The following is a 17,493-nucleotide window of genomic DNA, read 5'->3' as shown; positions in this document are numbered from 1 at the left end:
TCCTTCAACAGGACCCGCACGCCGGTCGTAGACACGGGGCGAACCGAACACACAGGAGGAGTCCATGCGCGCGATCCGACTGACCGCCCTCACCGCGGCCCTGGCCCTGGCCGGGGCACTGGGCCCCACCGGTACGGCCAACGCGACCGGCGACCGGGGCGACGTCCACCTGCTCACCGCCGACGGCACCCTGGTCACCGGCTCATCGGCGCTGCCGCTGCTCGGCCACCGCGTGCGCGTGCGCGGGCTGGACCGGCACGACCGGCTCACCGGCATCGACGTGCGACCCGCCACCGGGGAGCTCTACGGCATCGGCAGGTCCGGGAAGCTCTACCGGGTCGACCCGCGCACCGGTCAGGCGACGGGGGTCGGCGCGCCGGTCGCCCTCGACGCCGCCCCGGTCGGCTTCGACTTCAACCCGACCGTCGACCGCATCCGCCTGGTCACCGCGACCGGTCGGAACCTCCGCCTGGACCCGGACACCGGCGCCGTCGCCGCGACCGACGGCCCGATCGCCCACGCCACCCCGGGCGCGACGGCGAAGGTCGCGGCGGCCGGCTACACCAACAGCGTCGCCGGGGCCACGAGCACGACGCTCTACGTGCTCGACAGCGCCCGCGGGGTCCTGGCCACCCAGGGCACCCGCGCCGGGGTCACGCCCGTGGTGTCCCCCAACACCGGACAGCTGTTCACCGTCGGCGGGCTCGGCACGCGGATCTCCGCGGCGAACGGCTTCGACATCTCGCCCGGGGGCCGGGCGCTGGCCGCCTCCGGTGGCAAGGTCTACCGGATCGACCTCGACACCGGCCGCACCCGCCTGGTCGGCATCAGCCTGGACGAGGTGGTCGGCCTGGCCTTCACCGGCTGACCGGCACGCACACCGCCGGTGTCCGGGGCGTCGGGTCGAGCCGACCCGGCCGCGGGGCTTCGGGAGCGACCGGCGGGGATCGGGGAAAACGCCGATGGGCGGGTGCGCGCACCCGCCCATCGGCAACGGGGCCTCATCCCCACCCCGACCAGGTGGCGCGCCGGCCTGAAGTCCGATGCCGCCAGGGGCCCGCAGGCCGAAAGACGCGGACGACGGCGGGCCGGGAGGCACCGGACAGGTCCCCGGCGGGGGCCGGGGCGTTGCCGCGCGGCGGGAACGCGGTCGACGGCGTCGGGCGGCGCTGGCCCGGCACCACGCAGAGTGATTTCAATTCGACACCTATTCGTCTTTACGGGGAATTCTGTTCCCTCAATGGGGCCTATCGAACACCTGTGTGTGGGTGACTACACTCTGTCATTCATCCGATGGTGGAGGGCTTTGTAGTGGTTCGTCCGTACTGGGTTCCGCAGGATGTCGACACAGAGGTACCGAGCATCGCCCGTGCTTACGACTTCGTCCTCGGCGGGGCGCACAACTTCGCCGTGGACCGCGAGCTGGGGGCGCGCATCGAGGCGACCATGCCCGGTCTGCGCTCGGGCGCGCACGCCAACCGGGCGTTCCTCGGTCGGGCGGTGCGGCACATGGTCGACGCGGGTGTCCGCCAGTTCCTCGACATCGGTTCCGGGATCCCCGCCGTGTCCGCGGTCCACGAGGTGGCGCAGGCCGTCGCCCCCGACGCCCGCGTCGTCTACGTCGACCGGGACCCGATCGCCGTGGCCCACAGCGAACTGATCCTGGCGGACAACGACCGCACGGGGGTCGTGCACGCCGACATGCGCGACGTGGACGGCATCTTCGGCAGTCCGGCGGCCCGCCGCCTGCTGCGCCGGGACGAGCCGATCGGGCTGCTCATGCTGTTGATGCTGCACTGGGTGCCCGACGAGTGGGACCCGCACGGGCTGATGCGGCGGTACCGGGACCACCTGCCGGCCGGCAGTCACCTGGCGATCACCCACATCACCGGCGACCGCGACGAGCGCGGGGTGGCCGAGACCGCGCGGGTGCTGACCCGCAGCAAGAGTCCCGATCAGCTGACCGAGCGCGGCCACGCCGACGTGCTGCGCATGTTCGGGGATTTCGAGCTGGTGCCACCGGGACTGGTGGACTGCCCGGAATGGCGCCCGTCCTACCCCGTCGAGGTGGGCGGCCGACCGGCCGAGCACATCATGTTCTACGCCGGGGTCGGGCGCAAAACCCGATGACGGCGCTTCCGCCGACGGACCCCGGTCACCACGGGCGTCGACCCCGGGGGTTCCGCGGTGACGCGCCCCACAGGGACGCGCCCCACAGGGACGCACCCCGGAGAGGTGGACCCGCGAGACCGCACGACCCGGACCCGGACCCGGTCCGCGCCCGGCACCTGCTCGCGCGCACGTGGTCGTCGAGGCTGCGCCGCGTGGTGGTGGTCTCGCTGTCGCGCGACCAGCTCGACGCCGTGCTGGTCGAACGACTCGACTCGATCTGCGCCGCGCTGCACACCGATCCCGTCGACGCCGCCGCGCTGGAGGCCGTCGGCGCGGCACTCGTGCCGCTGGGCTACCTCGGCGCGGCCGGGCTGCGCACCACGGCGGAGGTGGTGGGTCCGGGCCTGCTCGGGCTGCCGGAGTTCGCCGACACCGCCCGCTACGCCGCGCGGATCGCCACCGGACTGGGCGTGCTGTCGGCGGGTTTCCTCGACGCCGAGCGGCAGGCGCAGTTCGACCAGCAGGAGAGGGCCCGATCGGCGCTGGTCAAGGCAGTGGGCGACGCGGCGCGGCGGTTGGTCGAGAGCGAGGCGAGGTTCGACGAGGTGGTCTCCGCCTCCGCGAGCGGCGTACTGGTCCTCGACCCCGACGGGCGGGTGTCGCGCGCCAACGACGCGGCGGGAGACACGCTCGGCCGACCCTCCGCGGAGTTGACCGGCACGGTCCTGTACGACCTGGTGCACCCCGACTCGACCGCGGAGCTCCGGCACTCGACCGACCGGTTGCGCGCCGGCGAGGTCGACCGCGCGGTGGGCACCTACCGGCTGCTGCGCGCGAACGGGGACGTCGCACGGATCACCATGCGGATCTCCCTGCTGCGGGACGCTGGCGGCGCGCCGGGCAGCTTCGTGGCGGTCGTGCAGGACAGCACCGAGTTGGCGCTGCTGCGGCGCGAGCTGCACCGGCAGGCCCTGCACGACGTGCGCACCGGCCTGCCGAACCGGCAGTACTTCGGCACGCGGCTGGAGGAGGCGCTGCGGCACGCCGACCCCGCGCACGGGGTGACGGTGCTGCGCGTGGACCTGGACGCCTTCGGCCTGATGTGCAGCGTGCGGGGCGACCACGCGGGCGACCGGTTGCTGCGGGTGGTCGGGCAGCGGTTGCAGGACGCGCTGTCGCCGTACGACGCCCTGGTGGCGCGCCTGGACAGCGACGAGTTCGGCATCATCGTGGAGAACACGGCCGACACCCCCGACGCGGCGGCGATCGTGGAGGTGGTCAACCGGGAGCTGTCGGAGCCGACCTTCGTGGACGGTGCCGGGCTCGCGCTGACGGCCGGCACCGGCCTCGTGCTGCGGCCGCCGCCGGACACCGACCCGGACGAGGTGCTGCGCCGCGCCGGGCAGGCGCTGCGGTGGGCGAAGGCGAACGGGCGCGGCCAGTGGGCGCTCTACCACTCCGGCCAGGACATCGCGGAGCGCACGACCCTCGTGGCCGCGACGGAGATGCCCGGCGCGTGGGAGCTGGGCGAGACGGTCGTGCGGCACCGGCCCGTGCACAGCTCGACCGGCGGCCTGGCGATGGTCGAAGCCCTGCTGCGCTGGGACCGGCCGGCCGCGCTCGACGACCACATGGCGTACGCCGAGCCGACGGGCCTGAGCGTGACCATGGTCGGGTGGCAGCTGCGCACCGCCGCCGAGCAGCACAGGTGGTGGCGTCGCCGCCGCGGCACCGGCGTCCCGCTGCTCGTGACGCTCACCGCGCACCAGTCCGCCGACGCCGACCTGGTGGGAAAGGTCCGGCGGGCCCTCGACGAGACCGGTCTGCCGGCCCCGGACCTCACGCTGGCCATGCCGACGCACGCCGTCGCGTCGAACAGCACGGCCGCGGACAACCTGGACGCGCTCGCCGGCCTGGGCGTCCGCGCCGCCCTCGACGGGTTCCGGCTCGCACCGGAGGAACTGCCGCTGGTCGAGGACCTGCCGATCGCGGTGGTCCGGCTCTCCCCCACCCTGACCCGGCACCGGCACATCGACGCGGCGGCGCACCTCGTGCCCCTGCTCCGCGACGCCGGCGCCGAGGTGGCGGTGGACGGCATCGCGTCGGCCGCCGAAGCGCGAGCGTGGTCCACCCGCGGCGCGGCGCTGTTCACCGGTCCCCACATCGGCGAACCGTTCGGTGTGCCCGGCACCCGGCTGCCGGGGACGACGCGGTGAGGACGTCGGCGGCCGGGCCCTGCCCCGGGCCGCCGCCCGGGGGTCGGGGTCGTCCGGTCGACCCGGGTCAGGTCGCCGGGGCGCCCGCCGCGCGCCGGTGGAACCCGGTGGCGTCGTCGTGCCGGTCCAACACCTGGTACGCCTCGCCGGTGGCGTCGAGCACGGCGGCTTGCCGCACGTCGTCGTCGAGCTGCTGCTGGAGCCCCAGGGCCCGGCGGTAGGACGTCAGGACTTCGGCGGGTGCGCCGAGGGCGACCAGCACCCGGCCCTCCTCCACGGACCACTCCACCGAACGGGTGCTCGCCGCCTTCGCCCGCACGCGACCGAGGAACGTCGGCACCTGGCGGTACTCCAACCTCGGGTACGCGGTGCTCGGCCACGCCCTCGCCCACGCCACGGGCACCGCTTTCGACGACCTGCTCACCTCTCGCGTCCTGGCCCCGCTGCGCTTGACGGACACCGACACCCACCCCAGCCCGCCGGGTCGCCTGCCCCGCTCGGGCCCGGTCCCGCAGCTGCGGATGGACGGGTTCGCCCCGGCGGGCGCGGTCCGCTCGACAGCGGACGACCTGTTGACCTACCTGGCCGCGCACCCGGACCCGGCCGGCAGCGCCCTGGCGGACGCCCTGCACGCCGTGCGGGCACCCGTGCCGCACCCGGCGCCCGGGGAGTCCCGCGGCCTCGGTTGGTTCATCCACCACGACGACCGCGGCGCGCTGTACTTCCACGCCGGCGCCACCTTCGGGCACACCACCTTCCTCGGCTTCCGACCGGCCACCGCCACCGCCGTGGTCGCCCTCGCCGGCCGGCGAGCGCACCGGCGGTTCCCGCTGATCCCCACCGCCTACCGGCTCCTCGCCGACATCCGCTGATCCTCCGGCCGGCAGCCCACCGACGTGGCGGTGGGCTGCCGGCCGGAGCAGCGGCGCCCCCGTCTCGATCGGGTGACGGGCCCGCTCGGGATCACCGTGCGGCCGCTGGTCGGGCCTCGCCGACCCGGACGGCGGGGAACTTCACCCCGGTGAGGTCTTCGGAAACGGCCCACAGCCGCTGCTGGACGGCCACCTCGTACGACTTCGGGCTGGAGGTGACCAGCCGGGGGTGGCCCATGACCTCGTTGCGTCCGCCGGGGCCGTAGTACTGGCCGCCGAGCACGGCCGGGTCGGTGGCGGCGCGCAGGGTCGGCAGCGCGCCCATCGCCGGCGTCTGGGTGATCAGCGGCGCGAGCCGGGTGAGCGGGAGCCTCAGGGCCGCGGGGGTGTTGCGGGCGAGTTCGGTGTTGGACATGCCGGGGTGCGCGGCCACCGCGACGGTGGTCCCGTGCGCGGCGAGCCGGCGCTGCAACTCGTAGGTGAACATGAGGTTGGCCAGCTTGGACTGCCCGTAGGCGGCAACCCGGTTGTAGGACCGTTCCCACTGGAGGTCGTCGAAGTGGATCGCGGCCTGGATGCGGTGGCCGGTGCTGCTGACCGTCACCACGCGCGAGCCGGGCACCGGCAGCATCAGGTCCAGCAGCAGCCCGGTGAGCGCGAAGTGGCCGAGGTGGTTGGTGCCGAACTGCATCTCGAAGCCGTCCCGGGTGGTCTGCCTCGGGGTGTACATCACGCCGGCGTTGTTGACCAGCAGGTCGATCCGGTGCAGCCGGGACCGCAGCGCGGCAGCCGCGGTCCGGACGGAGTCGAGCGAGGTCAGGTCCAGCGCCTGCACGGTCACGTCACCGGTCATGCGGGCCGCGGCCCGCCCGCCCTTCTCGACGTCGCGCACGGCGAGCACCACGGACGCCCCGTGCTCGGCGAGCGCCTTGGCGGTCTCGTACCCCAGCCCGGTGTTGGCCCCCGTCACCACGGCCACCCGCCCGCGCTGGTCCGGGATGTCCGCCGTCGTCCACTTCTCGTCCATGCCAGGCTCCCCACCACTAAAGTACCGGAGGTATCTTGTAGTGACGACCATAAGGTACCTGCGGTACGTTGTCAACGTACCGCAGGTACTCAAGTTAGGCTGGCGATCGTGACTTTCCAGCGGGCGCGCACCGAGGAGCAGCGGGAGATCCGCCGACGGGCGATCCTGGACACGGCGTCGGCGATGCTCGACGAGATGCCCGTGGCCGCGGTCACCCTGAACGAGCTCAGCCGCCGGGTGGGCCTGGCCAAGCCGAACGTGCTGCGCTACTTCGAGTCCCGCGAGGCGGTGCTGCTGGAACTGCTGGACCACTTCCTCCGGGAGTGGCTGACGGAACTGGCGGGCGAGCTGGCCGCCGGCGTCGACCGGGAACTGCCCATGGGCGAGCGGGCGACAGCGGTGGCCGGGGTCCTCAGCCGCTCGCTCTCCGGCCGAGTGGTGCTGTGCGAGCTCTTCGGCGCACAGGGCAGCGTCCTGGAGCACAACGTCTCCGTCGAGGTCGTGGCGCGCTACAAGCGCGCCTCCCTGGAACGCCTGACGACCATGACCGCCCTGCTCCAGGAGTACCTGCCGGAGCTGGGCGAGAACGCGACGCTGTTCAGCCTGCAAACCGTGGTCATGGCCGGCGCGCTGTCGGCGTACGGCACACCCCCGCCCAGCTTGCAGGCGGCCTACCGGGCCGAGCCCGACCTGGCCCGCTTCCACCTGGAGCTGGGGGACTACCTGAAGCTGGCCCTGACCGCGACCCTCCTGGGCGTGCTACCCCGCCGCTGACCCGTGTCGCACCGAGCCACCTCCACCGCGGTGGTGCCGCACCTCGGGACGGTGATCCGGCGGTCACGTCGCGACGATGAGCGCCTGCGGGGCGGCCGCCTTCATCCGGGTGGTGAGCCAGGCCAGTTGGCGTGAGGTCCCGCCGCCGGCGTCCTGCGCGATCCGCAGGAGCTCGACGTCCCGCAGCCCCTGCGCGGCCTGGGTGATGACGGTCCAGGTGGTGAGGACCAGGGTGCCCAGGACGTGGAGGTCCTGGAGGTCGCGCAGGAGCCCCACCGGGCCGGAGCGGACCTCGGCCAGGCCGGCGGCGTGCAGGCGCTCGGGTTCCTCGACGTCGCCGTGGCCCTGGTCGCCGTAGCGCCGCACGACCGGGCCGAGCCGCGTGACGTGGTCGTCGCTGAAGGCGGCCAGGGTTCGGCAGGTGAACAGCACGTCGGGGTGCCTGGCGTGGCCCTCCCCGACGACGCGGAAGGAGTCGGCGAGGGTCTGCTCGGACCGGTGGGCCAGGCCGAGGTAGGTGTTCAGGTGCATCACCGGCCCCCGGCGGCGGTGTCGACCGGTGCGGAACCGGAGGTGCCCGCCGCCGGGTCGTTCGGGTAGTGCGGCGTGTCGACGTGCCGGGTGGTCGTGGGCGCCCCGCCCGCGGTGGGCGGGACCCCGTCGCCGGCGGGTGCGGACGCGGCGGTGGTGGGCGCCGGGGCGGGGCCGTCGCCGTCGCGGACCTTGACCACGCGGCAGGCGGCGGTCTTGAAGCAGGGCTGCTTGGACACCGGGTCCCAGACGGTCATGGTCAGCTCGTTGGCCTGGCCGGAGTGGCGGTGGGGGTCGGCGTCGTCGAGGTCCCAGGAGCCGTAGTGGAACGGGGCGAACACCGCTCCCGCCACGACCTGCCCGACGCGGGCCTTGACCTGGATCGCGCCGCGGGGCGACTCGACCCGGACCACGTCGCCCTCGCTGATGCCGAGGTCGGCCGCGTCGGAGACCGACAGCTCCACCCAGGCGTCGGGCGCGGCGTCGCGCAGCGAGCGGGAGCGGCCGGTCTTGGTGCGGGTGTGGAACTGGTAGGCGGTGCGGCCGGTCGTGTAGAGCAGCGGGTAGTCCTCGCCCGGTTCCTCGTGCGCCGGTGTGTGGTGCGCGCCCTTGAGGAACGCCCGCCCGTCGGGTCGCAGGGCCCGGTGCTCCTGCTCGGTGACCGCCGCGCCGGTGAGCAGGTCGTGGCCGTAGGTCTCGCACTCGTCGGTGGCGGTGGGGAACACCGCGTCGGTGTAGAGCCGATCGGTGCCGTCCGGGGCCTGGTCGTTGACGGGCCACGGGATGCCGGTCGGGCCGCGCAGCCTGGTGTAGGACAGACCGGTGTAGTCGACCGGTCGGCCGCGGGTGGCCTCGCGCCAGGCGTCGAAGACCTCCTCCGGGGTGCGCCAGGTGATCAGCGGGGCGCCCTCCTTGTCGCGGAAGTCCATCGCCGCCGCGTACGACAGGAAGATGTCCAGGTCGCTCCTGGCCTCGCCGGGCGGGTCGACGGCCTTCTCCGACAGGTGCACGGTGCGGTTGACGTTGGTGAACGTGCCGGTCTTCTCGCCCCACCCGGCGGCGGGCAGCACGACGTCGGCCAGTCGGGCGGTCTCGGTGAGGAACAGGTCCTGCACGACGACGAAGCACCGGTCGCCGCCGAGGATGCGGCGGATGCGGGCGGACTCGGGCATCGACACGGCCGGGTTGGTCGCGGCGATCCAGAGCAGCCCGATGCTGCCCTCCTCGGCGTAGTCGAAGATCTGCATGGCGTTGGTGGGCGGGGCCCAGTGCGGGATGGTGAGCGGGTCGACGTTCCACAGGTCGGCCAGTTCCCGCACGTGGCGCGGGTTGTCCCAGTTGCGGAAGCCGGGCAGGTCGCCGTCCGCGCCGCACTCGCGGTTGTTCTGAGCGGTGGGCTGGCCGTTCATCTGGAGGATGCCGGAGCCGGGCCGGCCGATCAGCCCGCGCAGCAGGTGCAGGTTGTGCACGGCGACGGCCGACGCGGTGGCCTGGTGGGACTGGTAGAAGCCCTGGAGCACGGTGGACAGCACGTCACGGCTCCGGCCGAAGATCCGGGCGGCCCGGCGCAGGTCGTCGGCGTCGATGCCGCAGGTGCGGGCCACCTCCCGGGGGGTGTAGGGCTCCACCGTGGCGCGCAGGTCCGCCACGCCCAGCGTGTGGGCGTCCACCCACCGCTCGTCCACCCAACCGTTGACGAACAGCTCGCGGGTCAGGCCGTTCATCAGCGCCAGGTTGGTGCCCACCCTGGGCGCGAGGTGCACTCCCCCGGTGCGTTCGGCCTCCAGCGCGACCGGGGTGCGGCGCGGGTCGACGCACACGACGGTCGGCGGGTCGGCGGCGCGGGTGCGGTCCAGGACGCGCATCCACAGCACGGTCTGGGTCTCGGCCATGTTGTGGCCGTAGAGGAAGATCGCGTCGCAGTGCTCGATGTCGGTGTAGGAGCCGGGTTGCCCGTCGGCGCCGAAGGATTCCTTGAACGCCGCCGCGCTGGTCGCGGTGCACAGGCGCGTGTTGCCGTCCATGTGCGGCGTGCCCAGACCCGCCTTGCCGATGACACCGAGGGCGTAGTACTCCTCGATGAACATCTGGCCGGTGGTGTAGAAGCCGTGGGTCAGCGGCCCCTTGTCGGCCAGCAGCCGCTTCGAGACCTCCACGACCCGGCCCATCGCGGTGCCCCAGTCGGTCTCCACCAGGCGGCCGGCCTCGCGCACCAGCGGACGGGTCAGCCGATCGGGCGACGAGGCCCACGGCGTGCTGCCGTAGAGGCCCTTGGGCCCCAGGCGCCCGTGGTTGACCACGTCGGTGGCCCGGCCGCGAATCCCCACCATGCGCCCGCCCTTGACCGCGATCTCGCAGCCGCAGCCGTTGCTGCACAGCACGCAGGCGCTCTGCACCCACCGGTCCACCTCGTCCTCGGACACACCGTCGGTGAGGTGGAGGTCCACCCTGGCCGGCCACACCGTGCCCTTGGCGTGGGGGGTGCGCGGTCCCCAGATGTCAGCGATCCGGTCCATCACCCCACTGTGCTACCTGTCGGGTGGAACTGCCCGTCGAGGGTGGCCGGGGCGTCCCGAGCCGCTTCGCCGGGCCGTCCGGGGTCGCCGGTCACGCACCCGCCACGAGCCCTCCCCCGGGTGGCCCGCCGGCGGCACCACGCCGAACGGTGGTGCGACGGACGCGTGACGCCCTTGCCCATGGGGGTGAGGTGCGATCGCACGGCGCATGGAACCCGCCCGAACGGGTAGGCCACCGGCGGCCGTCGCGGCGGGGATCGCGGTCTCCAGCGTCGGGTCCTCCCGGCGGAGCCGACCGCGACGCCCCGAGCCCGGCACTTCGACGACGCACGACGCGAAGGAGAGCAGATGAGCACACCCGGCAGCACCCCGCCGATGGACGCGAGCAACGAGGCCGACCCCGGTCAGCTCGACGTGGCCCGCGCCGAGGGCGCCGCCTACCGCAAGGCCCTCGAAGCCATGCGCGAGGAGTCCGGCGCGGTGATCAAGCAGGCGGGCGAGTTCCTGGTGGCGCTGGTGCAGGAGGACGCCGAGGGCATGTACGCACTCCAGGACGGGCACCTGGCCTGGCACGAGGCGCCCGAAGACGCCAACGGCCACCTGGAGATCGCCGTCGCCGACGCCTCCGACGGCCGCTTCGTGCCCGGCCTGGACGTGACCGTCACCGTCACCTCCGGTGGGGAGAAGGTGCTCGACACGACGCTGCCCTTCCTGTGGCACCCGTTCCTCTACCACTACGGCACCAACTTCACCATGCCCGGGGCGGGTGACTACGACGTCCAGGTCCACATCGACCCACCGCAGTTCATGCGCCACGACCCGATCAACGGCAAGCGCTACGAGCACCCGGTCGAGGTAGCCTTCCTGACCGTCCCCTTCAACCCCGGCCGCAAGCCCAGCCCCGAAGCCCAGCCCCGCGCGCAGGGAACCCCCGCCGGGTGAAAGTTGGTGCCGTTGGGTTTGCGCTGGCGGTATCGGGCCTCGGTGCACGGCGGTGAGCGGGTCGCGGCGCGCCTGCTCGCACACCTGGCACTGCGGCGGACAGGACACCCGCGCTGCTCGCCGCGTTCCCGTTCCACAGGCGGCCGGTTCGCGGAGCTTCACCACTCGGCACCTGCCGTGGGGGTGGAACACACCGACGCGAACAGGCACTACAACAGGAATACGAGAAGAAGCCCCAGCCTCCGACGCGTTCGAGTCGGGCCTGCACCCAACCAGCGCTACGGGGATGGGATAGGGATGCAGCCGAAAGACCGTCTGGTCCGTGTCAGCCGGATTCTGCGGTCCGGCACCCGTCCATCGGCAGACAGCGTGGCTGGCGGTGTCCCCAGGCGAGCAGGAGCGATGCTCACGACGTCGTGGTCCCCACCAACGCAGCCTTGTGGTCCGCGCATCGTCGGCGTCTCGTCTCTGGGAGAATAAGACGATCACCGATATACGAGACTGAAACAAACCGAATGAAAACGCGCACCTTGGCTTGTAAAGTCCCTGGTCAAGAAGTGTGCTCCCCGCGCGAGCGGGGGTGGTCCGGCGTTGGGCGACGCGGCCACCGGTATCGCCCAGTGCTCCCCGCGCGAGCGGGGGTGGTCCCCGGGTGGGTACGCCAGCCTCGTAGGCAACGGGGTGCTCCCCGCGCGAGCGGGGGTGGTCCCAGGTGCAGCTCGGCGTCCAGGCCCTCCGGGCTGTGCTCCCCGCGCGAGCGGGGGTGGTCCCTGCTCCCAGCACCGCTTGGCGGCCAGGGACGCGTGCTCCCCGCGCGAGCGGGGGTGGTCCGTCGTCCGAGTAGGCGGTCAGCCAGCTAGCGAGGTGCTCCCCGCGCGAGCGGGGGTGGTCCGACGGCGACCGACAACGGCAACTCGCAGCCCCGGTGCTCCCCGCGCGAGCGGGGGTGGTCCGTTGACCGCGGACCTCCGCGCCATGCGACGGCGGTGCTCCCCGCGCGAGCGGGGGTGGTCCTACTTCGCGACCGTCCGGGAGGCCCTGACCGACGTGCTCCCCGCGCGAGCGGGGGTGGTCCGGCGCCGGTGGGGTCTGGTCGGCGGGGCTTGCGGTGCTCCCCGCGCGAGCGGGGGTGGTCCCACCCAGGAAATGATGAGGTTGACGTTCGTGTTGTGCTCCCCGCGCGAGCGGGGGTGGTCCTTTCTTGACGTGCTTCTCCGGGCGGTCGTTGAAGTGCTCCCCGCGCGAGCGGGGGTGGTCCTCCGACCGCGACGTCCACAATGGCCGGGTTGGAGTGCTCCCCGCGCGAGCGGGGGTGGTCCCCCGCCCACCACGGCCGTGCTGCTGACCAAGACGTGCTCCCCGCGCGAGCGGGGGTGGTCCCCGGCCCGGACCCTCACCGGGTTCCTGCCACTCGTGCTCCCCGCGCGAGCGGGGGTGGTCCCGCCAGCAGGTGGCGCTGTGCGGCGTCGAAGCCGTGCTCCCCGCGCGAGCGGGGGTGGTCCCATCACCACCGACGTCCGACAGCAGCTCGGTGCGTGCTCCCCGCGCGAGCGGGGGTGGTCCGTCCGGACGCCCGCCGTTGCCGGTCAGCACGGCGTGCTCCCCGCGCGAGCGGGGGTGGTCCCACCTGACCGGCGACGATGCCGGGCAGGTCGGCGTGCTCCCCGCGCGAGCGGGGGTGGTCCGGGCGGACTCGTCGGTGGGGGCACCTTGGGTCGTGCCCCCCGCGCGAGCGAGGCGGTCCCACCGCTGCCAGCCCCGATGGTCAAGGATCGAGAACGGTCAGGGGTGGTCGGCGCCTCTGCGACCGGTTTCACGGAAACCGGTTCGTCGGTGCGATCTGGGGACAAGCGGGTCCTACGGTGCAGGTGGGTTCCGCGGTGACCGGTGTGGGGTGTCGCCGACGGCCGGTCGTGGAGGCACCTCGGCGGGCTTCGATCCGCAGGTTCGTTGTCGTGTACCGGCCGGTAGCGGGTACACCGGCGGGGACAACCGCAGACGCTGCCGCCGGGCCGCGACGACACAGCAGCGGTGCCCCGGCGGCGATCCGACAGGAGGCAGGGTGGTGGAGCAGTCCCCCCGTGCAGGAGGGCCTTTACCCGATCCAGGCGTGTACGGAGAAGCGGCGGTGCGGGAGTTCCTCGATCCGTGGCACCCGCGGGCCAGTGTCGAGGGCGGTCGCCCCGAACGCGTGTTCGTCGATCCCGAGCGCGTGCTGGACAACATCACCCTGGCCCTGCACCGGTTCGACGTCGACATCGACTCGCCACCGGCGTTCGACCCCGACACGGTGACGGTGAACGAGCTGTCGGTGATGCTGGAGGACCCGGATCGAGCGGCGGTGCTGGTGTCGCACCTGGTCAACGTCGTCGTGCAGCTCATGGTGGCCCGCTATCCCGAGGCGCTCGTCCGGTTCCCGCTGCCCGACACCTACGACCTGCGCGATGTCGACGGGTTGGCCATCGGCGACCGCGAGCACGACCTCGCCCGCACCATCCTCAACCAGCGCCTGGCCACCGGTGCCGACCTGGGTCCCGACGACCTCGTCGAGCGGCTGCGACCACTGGGCCCCGGTGGGCAGGTCCACCTCCTGGTCGCCCTGTGCCGCATGTACCGCCACAAACTCCTGGCCCTCAAACACCACACCGGCACCTGCTGATCCTCCTGGGCCGACCCGCCTCCCCGGTATCGGCGGCGGGGTGGCGGTCTCCGGCGAGGTGTGCCGGGGCAGCACGTCGAACACCGCGGAGATCGGCCACATCTCGATCGACGTCCGCGGTGACGAGGGTCCGTGCGGCGACGTCGGGTGCCTGGAGAACTACGTCGGCCCTGGTCCGGCAGGCGCCGGCGATGCCGGACCTCGCCCGGCGGCTGGCGCTCGACCCGGCCGCCGACGACTTCCTGACCGAGTTCGCGCGGATCGCGGCGGCCGCGAACGCCGGCGATCCCGAGGCCCGCGGACTCGTCGAGCGGTCGGCGCGCCACCCCGGTCACGCCGCGGTCACCGTGGCGGTCCTGTTCGACCTGGGCGCGATCGTCCCGGCCGGGCAGAGCTTCGCGGTGGCGGGCCCGATCCACCAAGCGGTGGTCCGGCAGGAGCCGGACCACCGGTTGTTCGCCCGCGCGGCACCACCCGGCCGGGTGGTGCCGTCGGTGAACGGGTCGGAAGCGGCCGCGATCGGCGGGGTGGTCCTCGTCCCGCGGAGCGGGCTGGTACTCGGCCGCGGTCGCTCCGAGGACGGGACACGGCCGGTGCCCGCCGGCGCCCCGTGACCGTTCGCGCTCAGCGCTCGTGCGGTGCGGCGGAGGGCTGTCCCGGTGGGCGTGAGGCGTCGAGGCCATCGCCGGGCGGCGGACGCCGGGTCGCTCCATGATGGACCTCCGATCGCGGTGGCGGAGGTGTGGGTGTGGCAACGGAGGAACAGGCCGACCGGCGGTCGGAGCGGGTCGCGGCACCGATCCGGCCCCGGCGGTGGGCGGTGATCGCGGTCGCGGCCTCCGGGGTGGCGGCGCTGGTCTACGTGCTCGCCGTGTGGACGGTGGAGGGCCAGGAGTTGGAGAACGCCGCGCTGCGCGGCGCGGACCAGGCCGACGCGGCCCAGGCCGGTGAGGCGTGGCGGGCGCTGGACGAGATCACCGTCTACTCGCTGGTGGCGGCCGTGGTGCTGATCGCGCTGGTCGGCGTGCTGCGGCGGCGGTGGGACCTCGCGGTCGCGGCGGTCGGCGTGGTCGTGCTCGGCCAGGTGGTCGTCCAGGGCCTCAAGCGGTTCGTGCTCGTCCGGCCCCCGTTGGTGGAGGTGGCGGGCGACTACACCCACAACAGCCTGCCCAGCGGGCACACCGCGATCGCCATGACCGTCCTGTTCGCCGCCGTGATCGTGGTGCCTCACCGCTGGCGCGGCGTGGTGATGCTGATCCTGCTGCCGTGGGCCGTGGGCATCGGCCAGTACACGCTCACCGCGAAGTGGCACCGGCTCAGCGACACCCTCGCCGCGGACGCGATCGCCCTGGCCCTGGCCGCGCTCGCGTCGTGGTGGCTGGCGCGGCGCGGGGGGCTGCACCGCTACGAGGGTCCTCGTCGGGTCGGCCGGGTTGTCATCGGGGCGTTCGCCGGTGTGTCGGCGGTGGTCGGACTGGCGTTGGGGGGCGTCCTGTGGGGCGTGCCGCTCGCCCGCGTCGGCCTGGCCGGCGTGGTGCGGGACCACGACTACGAGTGGAACACCTACCTCGGCGCCGGGTCCTTCGCCTCGGCCGGATCGCTCATCGCGGCCCTGGTGTTCCTGATCTCCTGGCGACGGCTGGCGACCTGACGGCGCGCGGCGCGCGCCGCGGAGGTGACGGTCGCGCCGCGTTCCCGGACGCCGGTCTCCACGTCGACCACGATCGGGTGAAACGGGCTGTCCGGCCCCTGCGGCGGCTTCCCCGACCACCAGCCGGCGATCGGGTCCACTGCGGGCGGACCCGTCCGGCAGCCGGTGCCCGGCACGGTCGTGCGCGTGGACCGCGGCGCGGTCGCCCTCGAACCCCCACTTGCCGATATAGACAGATTAGTCTCAATGTGTAAAGTTTGCCCAAAGCCTGGTGAGGAGTGTGATGACGGCGCGGACCGTGAGCAGTGCGCAGGGACGTACGGGCCCAGGACGCGGCCGGCGCGCCGGCCGCGGGGCGACGAACACGGGCATGGACCACTCGCCCCCCGGGCTGCGGGAAGCGCAGGTGCCCGCGTGACGAGCCAGAGCGGGCGGGCGCTGTCGCGCAGTGAGGAGATCGCGGACGCCGCGATACCGGTCTTCCTGCGCTTCGGCCTGCGCAAGACCTCCATGGACGACCTCGCCAAGGCGGCCGGGCTCTCCCGCCAGGGCCTGTACCTGCACTTCAAGAACAAGCAGCAGCTCTTCCACGCCGGCCTCCAGCGCGTGGTCGCCCAGACCCAGGCCGCCGTCGCCCGGGAACTGGCCAGAGCGGACCTGCCGGCGCACGAGCGGCTGATGGGCGCCTTCACCGCGTTGCACGGACCCGCCGCCACGGCGACCGGCGACGCGGTGCACGAACTCCTCGCCGCAGCACGCACGTCGGGGGACTCGCTCCTGCACGACCTGGAGCGCTTCGTCGTCGAGGCGGTGTCCGACGTTCTCCGCGCCGAGGGGGCGCCGGAGCGCAACCCGGGCGTCTCCGCCGAGGACCTCGCCTTCCAGCTGCTCGCCGTCGCGGCCGGCGTCAAGCAGCTCACCGTCCCGCCCGGCGACCGGGCCCGGCACATCCACCTCGCGATCGCCCTTGTCCTCGGCCCAGCCGACCGACCCCCACAACTGGACACACCATGACGTCGACTGAAATGCACAAGCTGGTCGTGGTCACCGGAGCCTCCACGGGCATGGGCGCGTCAGCCGCCCGCGAACTGGCCCGGCGGGGGTTCCACGTCCTGGCCGGCGTGCGACGCGACCGCGACGCCGACGCCATCCGATCGACCGGCGTCGAGCCGGTCATCCTCGACATCACCGAGCCCGAGCACGTGGAGGCGCTCGCCGCGCGGGTCGCCGACGACCCGCGCGCACTGCACGCACTCGTCAACAACGCCGGCACCCAGGTGAACGCCCCGGTCGAAACCCTGCCGATGGCCGAGTGGCGGCGGGTGTTCGAAGTCAACCTGTTCGGCCACATCGCCGTCACCCAGGCGCTCCTGCCGGCACTGCTGCGCAGCAGGGGTCGCGTGGTCAACATCAGCTCGATCGGCGGCAAGTACGCCATGGCCACCTACGGCGCGTACGCCGGCGCGAAGTTCGCCCTGGAAGCAGTCAGCGACTCACTCCGCCGCGAGGTCGCACCGCTGGGCGTGCAGGTCGTCGTGGTCGAGCCCGGCGGCGTCCGCACGCAGATCGCCGCCCGCGGGATCGCGACGGCCAACGACCTGGCGGCCAGGATGACACCCGAGCAGGAGGAGCGCTACGGCGGCCTGGTCCAGGCGAACAACGAGTTGATGGCCTCGGGCACCGCGTCGGGCCTGACCGCCGACGCCGCCGCCCGGGTCATCGCGAAGGCCGTGACGACCCGCAGACCGCGCACCCGCTACACCGCCGGCCGGGATGCCGCCCTGATCATGCGCCTGGGTCCGGTCCTGTCGGACCGCGCACTCGACCGCATCCTCGCCGCCAACCTGCGCCGCCTCTCACCGAAGGCAGCCACGGCATGACCGTCGCGTCGGCACGGTCGGGCCGAGCCTGGGCCGTCACACCGCCCGCGTCGCAGCCACCGGGTCCGACCTCGTCGACGTGGCCGTCCTCCGCGGCGGCCGGCTGCCGAGCACCGACATCCCGATCAGCCGGCCCGAGCCGACGCCGTCCCGACCGAGGTGATGCCGAGCAGAGGTCGGCCGCCCGCAGGGTCGGCCGCCGGCCGGAATTCGGCCGCCGGCCGGAATTCGGGTGTCGGCCGGAATTCGGGTGTCGGCCGGAATTCGGGTGTCGGCCGGAATTCGGGTGTCGGCCGGAATTCGGGTGTCGGCC

At 73.4% G+C, this 17,493-nt stretch carries 15 protein-coding genes, 2 pseudogenes and 1 CRISPR repeat array; of the genes and pseudogenes, 12 read left to right on the top strand and 5 right to left on the bottom strand.

Translation table 11 applies throughout. The features are described from left to right. Positions 1-64 precede the first annotated feature (64 nt). From ACFP3R_RS27420 to ACFP3R_RS27410, 3 genes are all read left to right on the top strand, one after another. Entirely contained in the window at positions 65-868 is an 804-nt protein-coding gene (locus tag ACFP3R_RS27420; RefSeq protein ID WP_380639787.1) for a DUF4394 domain-containing protein, read from the top strand. A gap of 425 nt (positions 869-1,293) precedes the next feature. Further along, positions 1,294-2,130 (top strand): SAM-dependent methyltransferase, encoded by an 837-nt coding sequence (locus tag ACFP3R_RS27415; protein ID WP_380639785.1) that lies wholly within the window; start codon positions 1,294-1,296, stop codon positions 2,128-2,130. Positions 2,131-2,324: 194 nt separating this feature from the next. After that, positions 2,325-4,328, top strand: coding sequence for a diguanylate cyclase domain-containing protein (locus ACFP3R_RS27410; protein WP_380639783.1), 2,004 nt, complete (start codon positions 2,325-2,327; stop codon positions 4,326-4,328). 67 nt (positions 4,329-4,395) lie between these two features. Here ACFP3R_RS27410 and ACFP3R_RS27405 read toward each other — a convergent pair whose 3' ends face one another. Next, the gene (locus ACFP3R_RS27405; protein WP_380639782.1) at positions 4,396-4,617 is read right to left on the bottom strand and encodes a hypothetical protein; all 222 of its coding nucleotides are present in this window, start codon (positions 4,615-4,617) and stop codon (positions 4,396-4,398) included. Between the two features lie 4 nt (positions 4,618-4,621). Between ACFP3R_RS27405 and ACFP3R_RS27400 the strand changes: the two are divergent. Beyond that, positions 4,622-5,200: pseudogene (locus tag ACFP3R_RS27400) on the top strand (serine hydrolase domain-containing protein); the annotation flags it as partial. Positions 5,201-5,291: 91 nt separating this feature from the next. On the opposite strand, the gene ACFP3R_RS27395 reads toward ACFP3R_RS27400, so the two are convergent. Further along, on the bottom strand, positions 5,292-6,227 hold the full coding sequence (locus ACFP3R_RS27395; RefSeq protein ID WP_380639780.1) for an SDR family NAD(P)-dependent oxidoreductase: 936 nt from the start codon (positions 6,225-6,227) through the stop codon (positions 5,292-5,294). A gap of 108 nt (positions 6,228-6,335) precedes the next feature. Between ACFP3R_RS27395 and ACFP3R_RS27390 the strand changes: the two genes are divergently transcribed. Continuing rightward, on the top strand, positions 6,336-7,001 hold the full coding sequence (locus ACFP3R_RS27390) for a TetR/AcrR family transcriptional regulator (RefSeq protein WP_380639778.1): 666 nt from the start codon (positions 6,336-6,338) through the stop codon (positions 6,999-7,001). A 63-nt stretch (positions 7,002-7,064) separates the two neighbouring features. On the opposite strand, the gene ACFP3R_RS27385 is transcribed toward ACFP3R_RS27390, so the two are convergent. Together ACFP3R_RS27385 and ACFP3R_RS27380 are read right to left on the bottom strand one after the other, a co-directional pair. Continuing rightward, the gene (locus tag ACFP3R_RS27385; protein ID WP_380639776.1) at positions 7,065-7,532 is read right to left on the bottom strand and encodes a hypothetical protein; all 468 of its coding nucleotides are present in this window, start codon (positions 7,530-7,532) and stop codon (positions 7,065-7,067) included. Beyond that, positions 7,532-10,051: a molybdopterin oxidoreductase family protein gene (locus ACFP3R_RS27380; protein ID WP_380639774.1), complete on the bottom strand. Its 2,520-nt coding sequence runs from the start codon at positions 10,049-10,051 to the stop codon at positions 7,532-7,534. The genes ACFP3R_RS27385 and ACFP3R_RS27380 overlap by 1 nt, the downstream gene beginning before the upstream one ends. Positions 10,052-10,396: 345 nt before the next feature. Between ACFP3R_RS27380 and ACFP3R_RS27375 the strand changes: the two genes are divergently transcribed. The 7 genes and pseudogenes from ACFP3R_RS27375 to ACFP3R_RS27345 all read left to right on the top strand — a co-directional run bounded on the left by ACFP3R_RS27375 (position 10,397) and on the right by ACFP3R_RS27345 (position 17,180). Then, positions 10,397-10,990, top strand: a complete 594-nt coding sequence (locus ACFP3R_RS27375) for an iron transporter (protein WP_380639772.1) — start codon at positions 10,397-10,399, stop codon at positions 10,988-10,990. Between the two features lie 559 nt (positions 10,991-11,549). Next, positions 11,550-12,675: a CRISPR direct-repeat array (repeat unit 28 nt; unit sequence GTGCTCCCCGCGCGAGCGGGGGTGGTCC). 425 nt (positions 12,676-13,100) lie between these two features. Continuing rightward, a complete protein-coding gene (locus ACFP3R_RS27370) occupies positions 13,101-13,649 on the top strand; it encodes a hypothetical protein (protein WP_380639771.1) in 549 nt (182 codons plus the stop codon). Beyond that, positions 13,564-13,803 (top strand): annotated as a pseudogene (locus tag ACFP3R_RS27365) (ROK family protein); the annotation flags it as partial. The gene ACFP3R_RS27370 and the pseudogene ACFP3R_RS27365, both read left to right, overlap by 86 nt. 37 nt (positions 13,804-13,840) lie before the next feature. Continuing rightward, a complete protein-coding gene (locus ACFP3R_RS27360; RefSeq protein ID WP_380639769.1) occupies positions 13,841-14,263 on the top strand; it encodes an ROK family protein in 423 nt (140 codons plus the stop codon). A gap of 134 nt (positions 14,264-14,397) precedes the next feature. Beyond that, a complete protein-coding gene (locus ACFP3R_RS27355) occupies positions 14,398-15,300 on the top strand; it encodes a phosphatase PAP2 family protein (protein ID WP_380639767.1) in 903 nt (300 codons plus the stop codon). Between the two features lie 414 nt (positions 15,301-15,714). After that, positions 15,715-16,314 carry a TetR/AcrR family transcriptional regulator gene (locus ACFP3R_RS27350; protein ID WP_380639765.1) on the top strand — a complete coding sequence of 200 codons (600 nt, stop codon included), beginning with the start codon at positions 15,715-15,717 and terminating at the stop codon, positions 16,312-16,314. Continuing rightward, positions 16,311-17,180 carry an SDR family NAD(P)-dependent oxidoreductase gene (locus ACFP3R_RS27345; RefSeq protein WP_380639763.1) on the top strand — a complete coding sequence of 290 codons (870 nt, stop codon included), beginning with the start codon at positions 16,311-16,313 and terminating at the stop codon, positions 17,178-17,180. Before ACFP3R_RS27350 ends, ACFP3R_RS27345 begins: the two co-directional genes overlap by 4 nt. Before the next feature lie 125 nt (positions 17,181-17,305). Here the strand turns inward: ACFP3R_RS27345 and ACFP3R_RS27340 are convergent. Then, positions 17,306-17,493 (bottom strand): hypothetical protein (locus ACFP3R_RS27340; protein WP_465269999.1); only part of this gene is annotated, 188 nt, incomplete at its 5' end.

Origin of the sequence: Saccharothrix lopnurensis (assembly GCF_042658445.1) — a bacterium.
In the GTDB taxonomy this organism is placed as follows: Bacteria; Actinomycetota; Actinomycetes; order Mycobacteriales; family Pseudonocardiaceae; genus Actinosynnema; species Actinosynnema lopnurensis.
This window is presented reverse-complemented; position numbering and strand designations above follow the sequence as displayed.

Bases quoted from the DNA above. Each gene is read 5' to 3' on its own strand.
- ACFP3R_RS27420 (WP_380639787.1), top strand. From the start codon at position 65: ATGCGCGCGATCCGACTGACCGCCCTCACCGCGGCCCTGGCCCTGGCC.
- ACFP3R_RS27415 (WP_380639785.1), top strand. From the start codon at position 1,294: ATGGTGGAGGGCTTTGTAGTGGTTCGTCCGTACTGGGTTCCGCAGGAT.
- ACFP3R_RS27395 (WP_380639780.1), bottom strand. From the start codon at position 6,227: ATGGACGAGAAGTGGACGACGGCGGACATCCCGGACCAGCGCGGGCGG.
- ACFP3R_RS27385 (WP_380639776.1), bottom strand. From the start codon at position 7,532: ATGCACCTGAACACCTACCTCGGCCTGGCCCACCGGTCCGAGCAGACC.
- ACFP3R_RS27375 (WP_380639772.1), top strand. From the start codon at position 10,397: ATGAGCACACCCGGCAGCACCCCGCCGATGGACGCGAGCAACGAGGCC.
- ACFP3R_RS27360 (WP_380639769.1), top strand. From the start codon at position 13,841: ATGCCGGACCTCGCCCGGCGGCTGGCGCTCGACCCGGCCGCCGACGAC.
- ACFP3R_RS27345 (WP_380639763.1), top strand. From the start codon at position 16,311: ATGACGTCGACTGAAATGCACAAGCTGGTCGTGGTCACCGGAGCCTCC.